Here is a 7,172-nt window from a genome sequence, read left to right on the forward strand (position 1 = left end):
TTCGGGGAGCCGGAGGGCGAGGGCGCCGGTCATCGCCTCGCGGCGCGCCGCCAACTCGGCCGACAGGGACCGCAGGTGGCGTGACCAGGCGGGGGCCCGCGGAGCGGGTAAAAGGCTGCTGCGCAGCCTCCAAGGGAACTCCCGCGCTGCGCGCGGGAGTTGGAGTGAAGCCCCGTGCTGCGCACGGGTAGTGGAGGGGGCTCCTCGCGTTGCGAGGAGTTGGGCTCTGCGCTGCGCTCCGAGCCCGTGTTTCCTTCCGTCAGAACTTTGGCTGTATCCGTAGGTTGGGCTGGTGCCCTTCGGGGTGCCTGTTTCTGGGGGGTCCCGGCTCCTCCTCGTCGCTGCGCTCCTTGGAGGAGTGTTGGGTCCGTCCGCTGCGCTCCCGGACCTGGCCCGCGTTCGCGGGCGGCTGGCTACGGGGGCAGGGGTGTTTCCTTCGCTCGAAAGTTTTGGCCAATCCGGTTTTTCGCTCGTGGTGTTGGGCGCTGGCGGTGTCGTGCGAGGGGTTGGGCTGTCGGCCGGCTGGGGCTGCTTGCGCGTGGGCGCGGCTCCGGACTGTCAGGGAGGTGAGGGCGTCCTGAGCCGTCACGCAAGTTGCTCCACTTACAGAGAGGTGTTTCAGCGAGATGGGTCAGTTTCTGGATGGCTTCGGTCTCTTCGTCCAAGCCTTCATCGTCGGTCCGGGCGTAGGCCCGGATGGCCTGTTGGACGTGGTCCGGGCTGTGTTGCGCGCTGTGGAGCTGCGCAGCGGCCGGGCCGGGGCGTAGAAGGGCGCCGAGAAGGCCCTGTCCCTTCCCTGAGCGGAGGGGGTTTCCTCGCGCCTGTGACAGCCGGTGCCCGGGCGTTTCGGCCCGGGCACCGGAGCGTGGCTGCTCTGCGGGCTGGCGCCCCTGCGGGCCGTTGGGCGGTGCCGCGGCCCAGGGGGCAGTTGGAGGTGACCGAGCCGGTGACCGTTCAGGAACAGCCGCACGGCGTGGGGCAGGGTGCGTGCTGGGATGGCCAGCCGGGGTGCCCGCCGCCGCAGTTGGGAGCCGGGAGCAGGAGCCGCCAGCCGGTGGCACCGGTCATCCGGGCGACCTCGGGACAGCCGCCCAGGTGGTGACCGGCAGCGTCGCGGACGGGGTGCCCCGCCGCTGCGGTCCGGCGCGTGGCGGTGGTGTGCCGCGCGGGACCGGCCGCAGGCGGCCCGGCTGCGGGCGTGGTCTGCCCGGCTCATCGCTGGCGGCACCGTCGAGAGTGGTGGCCGGCGCGTGACTGGCCCAGAAGGGAGGTCGTGTTGGACCCCTCCACTGGGGGCCGGGGCCGGGGCCGGTCGAGCATGTCGGGACGGTGCGAGACCGGCAACCTCCGGGGAGAGCCTGTCGGTCGTCTGCCCAGCGCCGGTCGGCCAGGGGAGCCGGTCGAGCGGGTCGGCCCCGCTGCCACCCGCACGGTAGTCAGTGACGCCTCGGACGCCAACAGGCCCCGTTCATCACCCAGTTGCTCATAGGAGAGCCGTTGCGCGCACGTTCGTTCCTCCTCGTCCTCTGCCTTCTCGTGTGCGGCATCGCGACCTGCGCCGCCGTCACCCTCCTCGCCCACGCGGTGCCCGAGGCAGAGCTGCGAGAGGCGGTCCGTTGGATGGTCCGCGCGGCCGCCGAGGCCTCGGCCCGCGCGGCGGTCAAGCACTACGCACAGCGCTGGCTGCGGCACCGGCTCGGCAACTCCCCCGACGATGGTGCCGGCCACGACCTGCCACAGCACTGACTAACCAGCAGGGCCCGTACCGGGCCCGGCCGGAGGCGCGCACGAGCCTCCGGCCGGGACGCCGCGTTCGGCCACAGGCCGGGCCACCCGGGGCCCCGGGCCTGCGGCCCCGCGAGCCAGGGCCCGGCGGACGGTGGTCGAGCGGGCGCGGCGCGGCCGCGGCGGCATGGTCGCTTTGAGGCTCACCGGCGGGCGGCGGGCTCACAGAAAGGGCTGATATGGACATCCTCCTCGCACTGATCCAGATGGCTGTTCGCTTCCTCCTCGCACAGGACGTGGTCTGGTCGGCGGTGACCAGGGCCGCGCGGTGGGGCGCCGAGAAGGCGTTCGAAGCCGTCGTCACCTTCCGCGTAGAGGCGTGGCTGAGGGACCGGGACCGCCGGGCGCAGCAGGCTCAGCCCGAGGACACCGGCAACCGGTCGCGGTGACGGCTCCTGCCGTGAGGCGGGAGTGCGGGCGGGTGGCCCGGGTCGAGCCCCGGCCACCCTGCCACGCCTCCGGCGGGGCGGGTGGGAACACCCGGGCAGGGCAGTCGTCCGTGCCCGGGGCCGGTCGCCCCTCACTGCCGGCCCGCCGTGCCTCCCTGGGGTTGTCACCGGCAGGGCCCCGCCCTCCACCACGGCGGAAGAACGGGCTCGCCAGCAGAAGAACGGCCTCGCCCGCCCAAGTCGTGAGACTGAGACACGATTCGAACTCTAGTTCGACTGCGAGGGACATGCGAGGGACATTCGCAGGGGCCCCTCTGAGGGGTCCAGGGCGACGACCGTGCCCGCCACGCCATGACCCCTCCCCGCGGTGATAAGGACATCACGCAGCCGACGAAGAACCGTTGACCGGTGGGCAGGTGCCCGGCACCGGTGAGCAGCCAGCAGACATGGCTCGCTCCCGTGTGCGCGATACCGGGAAGAGCAGCGACGAGCAGCACCGGCACCCGGGCTGCGTGCCCGGCGGCGGCCCGCCTCGCCGCTGCGCTCCCTGGCGCCAGGCTCGCGGGCCTGCGCGGGCAGCGCTCTCGCCCGTGCTGTCAGCTCTTCGGGGGGGTGTACCAGGGCACCAGGCGCAGCAGGAGGTCGAGGGTGGTGCGGGCGGCGGTGCGGGTGGTGGCGGTGGGGGCGAAGGCCGCGGCGAGGGCGAGCGTGGCGGTCAGAGCGCCCAGCACCGCCGCGAGGAGGGCCAGGAGGCGCACCAGGTGGCCGGGGTGGTTCAGGCCGGCCGTAAGGGCGCCGGTCAGGAGCACGGTGGTGAGGGCGGTGGCCGCCTGGGTGCGGACGCGGGAACGGGGGCGAGGGGTCATGGCCGGGCTGGTTCCTTGGAGTTGACGGTCTGCCGGTGCTGGTTGGAGACCAGTGAGCCAGAGACGGAACCCGCGAAAAAAAGGCACTTCTCGGGGTTCTAAAGGCACTTCTCCGGGTTCTAATGGCGGGCATGGCACGAGGAACTGCGAGCCCGGCGGATCAACGGGTGATCCGTGCACTTGCGGCGCGGGACCTGACGGTGACGGCAAGCCAGCTGGAGAGCTGGCGGCGGACGGGGCTGCTGCCCCGGCACCGGCGCCGGGGTCTCGGGCAGGGCCGGGGATCGGTCGTCGACACGGTCGATCCGCTGGTGGTGGAGAGCGCGGCGGCACTGGCCCGGCATCTACGGCAGGGGCGTGACCGGCGGCTGGCCGTGCTGGAGTGGTTCGCCAAGGCCGGCACGCCGCCCGCGCCTCCGGGAACGCTGGCGGCGCAGGCAGTGCAGGCGGCGCCGGGGGCGTCGGTGCCGGAGCCGCCGGTGGCCGCCGTGCGCGAGGCCCTGGTGTGGGTGCTGCAACGCTCGGCGTCGCAGCGGCTGATGGAGTTCGCGCGCAGCACGGCCGGGGCGGGCGAGGAAGGACAGGACGCGCTGTACGCGGCCGCCGGCCAGCTCATGGGGGCGTACCGCGGAGCGGCGAACCCCGCGCTGGTGCGCGCGGCGCTCGAAGCCGGTGGGGACGTGCCGGCCGAGGCGGAGGGGCAGGACTTCAGGAGCATGGGGCACCTGGTCGCCGCGATCGGCCTGGGAGCGCAGGAGGTCGGGGCGGACGCGCTGGCCGAAGCATTCGCAGCCTCCGGGATGTTCGGGCTGACAGTCGAGGACTGGGCCCAGATGCTGGGTGCGGCGGAGCGCGGCGAGGGGCCCGAGGTGGACTGGGGACTACTCCAGCAACAGGCGGACGTGGTAGGTCAGGTACAGCGGGCGAGCGATGAGGAGCTGGTGCGCGCACGGGAGGTGCTGGTCGGCCTGCGTATGTTCTACGGGCTGTACATGCTGCACGGCCTGCTCCTGCCGGACACCCCGGCCCAGGCCGCGCTACGGCAGCGGATCGACGAGTGGGGCATGTTCCCGTTTCTGGACCACGTCATCGCCATCAACCCCTCCCCCAGGCAGTTCGCCGAGTCCCTGGCGGTCTTCCTCGAGCCGTTCTACGGCAACCTGTACGAGGCGCTGATGGAACAGCTCGCGACATCCCCGGCGACGACACCGGCCTGGCAGGCTTCGGCGAGACCTGGATGCGGACCGTACGCAAGCTGCCGGGCCCAGGAGGTCCCTGAGCGGCGCGCAGGCGACGGAGGCCAGAGCTTGGCGTGGGGTTGGCGGCCGGATCTGGTACGAGGTGCCGCATGACCGTTGCACCGACGGTCGTGGCGGCCTTTTCGGCTCCTCCAGCGCCAGCAGGCATGAGCACGGGGGCAGGGCCGGTCAACGTGAACTCGCCTGCGCCGTTGCGGCAGTTGCGCCCTCGGGGATAGTTCTCATGCATGGTGATGCGATCACGACGCTTGGAAGATCTGTTCGGGGCACGACTGGACGACTTGACCTACCAGGACATCAAGGGCCTGGTGGGAAATTCGGAGGCCGCCGAAGCAGAGGATCTCGACTACAAGCGGGCCCACTACGGACCGGATGACAAAGGCAGAGAGGAGCTGGCCAAGGACGTTGCTGCCCTGGCCAACCACCGGGGAGGCGTGCTCGTTCTCGGCATGGCGGAGGCCAAGGGCGTGCCGAGCCGGGTCTTCGATGTCGACCTGGATGACCACCATTTGAGGCGGATCCGTCAGGTGGTGGCGAACAACACCGCACCGCCCGTCCCGTACGAGCCGATCCGCGTTCCCAACCCCGATGCTGAGGACACTGGCTTCCTTCTCCTGGCCGTTCCTCGCAGCCCGGCGGCCCCCCATGCCGTGACAGCTAGCCCGTCGAAGGACGTTCTTCGCTACCCCAGGCGCGCAGGGAGCCAGACCGACTGGCTCACCGAAACGATGGTGGCCACCGCCTACCGGGCCCGGTACACAGCAGCAGCCGCCCGCGATGAGCGGTTGGCCGATGTGGAGAGCGACATCGTTCTGTCAGTCGTGGAGCGCACCACTCCGCACCTCATTGTGGTTCTGGCCCCGGAAATGCCCGGCGAGATGGTCATCAACGCCAGCACCTTCGAGCGGTACCGAGTCGAACTCCTCGGTACAGAGTTGTACCTCGGGCAGGGCCACCGGTTGTTCGGCCATGCCACCATCGGGGCGCGTCGGCTGATCGCGCGGGAGAGCCGGGGAGACCAGGGTGTGCGGGCGGAACTGCATCGTGACGGCAGCGCAGCCGTCGTTCTTCCGCTTGACAGACACCTGTCGAAGGTAGGGGGCGATGAAGTCGATCTGCAGTTCATCGAACCGGGAGAGGTCGTCTACAACCTGCTGTGTGCGCTGCCGTTCCTGGCCGGCCATGCTCGTGACCGGACTGCGGCCAGCGGGACGGCCGTGGTCAAGACTGTGCTGGTAAACGACATCGGCTCCCATCCCGATGCCTCCCTGCACACAGTCGCGGAGTACCGCGATCCGTTGCCCATGACCGTTGACCGTCTGCACAGCGGTACTGGACGACGCATGGAAACCAGTACGCAGCCATGCGACTACGCCTACTCCGAAGCCACCGTGCTGCTCGACGACGTAGCAGACCACGACAGGGGCCTGCTCCAGGCCGCCGCCGTACTCGCCGACGAACTCCTTCATGCCTACGGCATCCCGGAGACGGGGTTGATCACCACTGACGGAGAACTGCGCACCAACGGCTTCACCGATCACAACCGAGGCGCCCTCACCGCATGGGCGAGGGAACACAACCTCCTTTGAGGAAGCCTGACGGCCCTTCGGCAGGCCCTGAGACAGTTCCCCTTCGTCAGCTGACGGGCGCCAGACGCTGACCAGTGACGACGGGGTGGTGCAGCCCGCGGCCAGCATCCGGGAAGCAGTCGCCGCGCGGAGGCCGGGGTCGGTCGTTACGGGAGGAGGACCCGCTGGACGGGAATCCCGGCAGCGCTCGCCTGCTCCTCCAGGGGGAGCACCTCGCTGGTGCGGGTGACGAAAGACAGGCACAGGTCGGGACGACGGGCCACCATCTGCTGGTCGCGGACCGCGGTGGCCTGGTCGTAGTGGCGTGCTGTGTTCGCAGCCCGCGGGGCTGACACCAGGCGGCCCTCGTCCGGCAGCTGAAGGCCTGCGACCCATTCGCTCACGATGCGATCGACCGCACTCTCGCAGCCATGTTCCAGGACCAGCGTGTGCTCAGTCCCGCAGACCTCGACGGCGTCGTGCCAGGTCTGCAGCAGAACGTCCTCGACAGCCCGCCGATCGGTGACCGCTGGAGAACCGGTGACGAGAACCACGACGGGGAGCAGCGAACTGGGGACCCAACGGGTGATGGCGCAGCCTTCGCCGACCACGTCGCGGATCCGGGCCAGGATCTCGGGGGCGCGCCGTGCGGCGTCGTCGCGTGCCTGGGCGGAGTCCGCGAGGGTGCACAGCTCCTGTCCCTGGGCGCCGAGCATGACGGGCTCCACCCGGTCGGCGAGGTCCTCGCCCACGATGTCGGCCCACCGCTCACGGATGATCCGCGGGACGGTGCCGGAGACCGCCTGGACGACGATGCCCGCGATCTTCGCTCGCGGAGCGAGCAGCTCGTTGACGCTCGTGGTCAGGGCAGCGGCGAGCAGCCGGGTCTGTGTGCGCCAGGCGGGGCTTGAGCATCGCACGTGCAGGCGCGCCTGGTCGTCGACGCCGACCGGCTCCACGTGCTGGGCCACGTCCTCACCGACTGCGGGAGACCACCAGGCCTCTACGTCACTGAGCCACACTGGTTGCGTCACAGGCATACGCCGCGCTCTCCTCTCACCACTGCCCATCATGCCGGGCCGGCAGGACTCGCCCGGGGCGCCACAACGGGCCACGCTGCTCTGCTCCGGGGGCGGCACAGCGCGAGGCGAGGTCGACCGCACGACCACCGGTGCGGACCCCGCCGAGCTGGGCCGGGCTGTCCTGGCCGCCTGCCTCGCCGGCCGGGACAGCCGGCCCCGCGCCCCGCCGACTACCTCGCCTACTACGAGACCAACAACTGGAAGACCAGCCGTCTCTACGTGC

Annotated in this window: 6 protein-coding genes; 4 read left to right on the plus strand and 2 right to left on the minus strand. The window is 71.0% G+C overall.

Features of this window, described 5'->3' with window-relative positions:
• Nucleotides 1-1,497: 1,497 nt before the first annotated feature.
• Together ACWEEU_RS30480 and ACWEEU_RS30485 are read left to right on the plus strand one after the other, a co-directional pair.
• Nucleotides 1,498-1,746, plus strand: a complete 249-nt coding sequence (locus ACWEEU_RS30480) for a hypothetical protein (RefSeq protein WP_451736889.1) — start codon at nt 1,498-1,500, stop codon at nt 1,744-1,746.
• A gap of 218 nt (nt 1,747-1,964) precedes the next feature.
• Nucleotides 1,965-2,174: a hypothetical protein gene (locus tag ACWEEU_RS30485; RefSeq protein WP_451736892.1), complete on the plus strand. Its 210-nt coding sequence runs from the start codon at nt 1,965-1,967 to the stop codon at nt 2,172-2,174.
• Nucleotides 2,175-2,770: 596 nt separating this feature from the next.
• On the opposite strand, the gene ACWEEU_RS30490 is transcribed toward ACWEEU_RS30485, so the two are convergent.
• Nucleotides 2,771-3,040 carry a hypothetical protein gene (locus ACWEEU_RS30490; RefSeq protein ID WP_451736895.1) on the minus strand — a complete coding sequence of 90 codons (270 nt, stop codon included), beginning with the start codon at nt 3,038-3,040 and terminating at the stop codon, nt 2,771-2,773.
• Between the two features lie 167 nt (nt 3,041-3,207).
• Between ACWEEU_RS30490 and ACWEEU_RS30495 the strand changes: the two genes are divergently transcribed.
• Nucleotides 3,208-4,392: a hypothetical protein gene (locus ACWEEU_RS30495; RefSeq protein WP_451736898.1), complete on the plus strand. Its 1,185-nt coding sequence runs from the start codon at nt 3,208-3,210 to the stop codon at nt 4,390-4,392.
• 155 nt (nt 4,393-4,547) lie between these two features.
• Entirely contained in the window at nt 4,548-5,888 is a 1,341-nt protein-coding gene (locus ACWEEU_RS30500) for an AlbA family DNA-binding domain-containing protein (protein ID WP_451736901.1), read from the plus strand.
• A 146-nt stretch (nt 5,889-6,034) separates the two neighbouring features.
• Here ACWEEU_RS30500 and ACWEEU_RS30505 read toward each other — a convergent pair whose 3' ends face one another.
• Nucleotides 6,035-6,940, minus strand: a complete 906-nt coding sequence (locus tag ACWEEU_RS30505; protein WP_451736904.1) for a DciA family protein — start codon at nt 6,938-6,940, stop codon at nt 6,035-6,037.
• Nucleotides 6,941-7,172: the final 232 nt, after the last annotated feature.

The sequence above is a fragment of the Streptomyces sp. NPDC005004 genome, from assembly GCF_053600675.1.

Bases quoted from the DNA above. Each gene is read 5' to 3' on its own strand.
- ACWEEU_RS30485 (WP_451736892.1), top strand. From the start codon at position 1,965: ATGGACATCCTCCTCGCACTGATCCAGATGGCTGTTCGCTTCCTCCTC.
- ACWEEU_RS30490 (WP_451736895.1), bottom strand. From the start codon at position 3,040: ATGACCCCTCGCCCCCGTTCCCGCGTCCGCACCCAGGCGGCCACCGCC.
- ACWEEU_RS30505 (WP_451736904.1), bottom strand. From the start codon at position 6,940: ATGATGGGCAGTGGTGAGAGGAGAGCGCGGCGTATGCCTGTGACGCAA.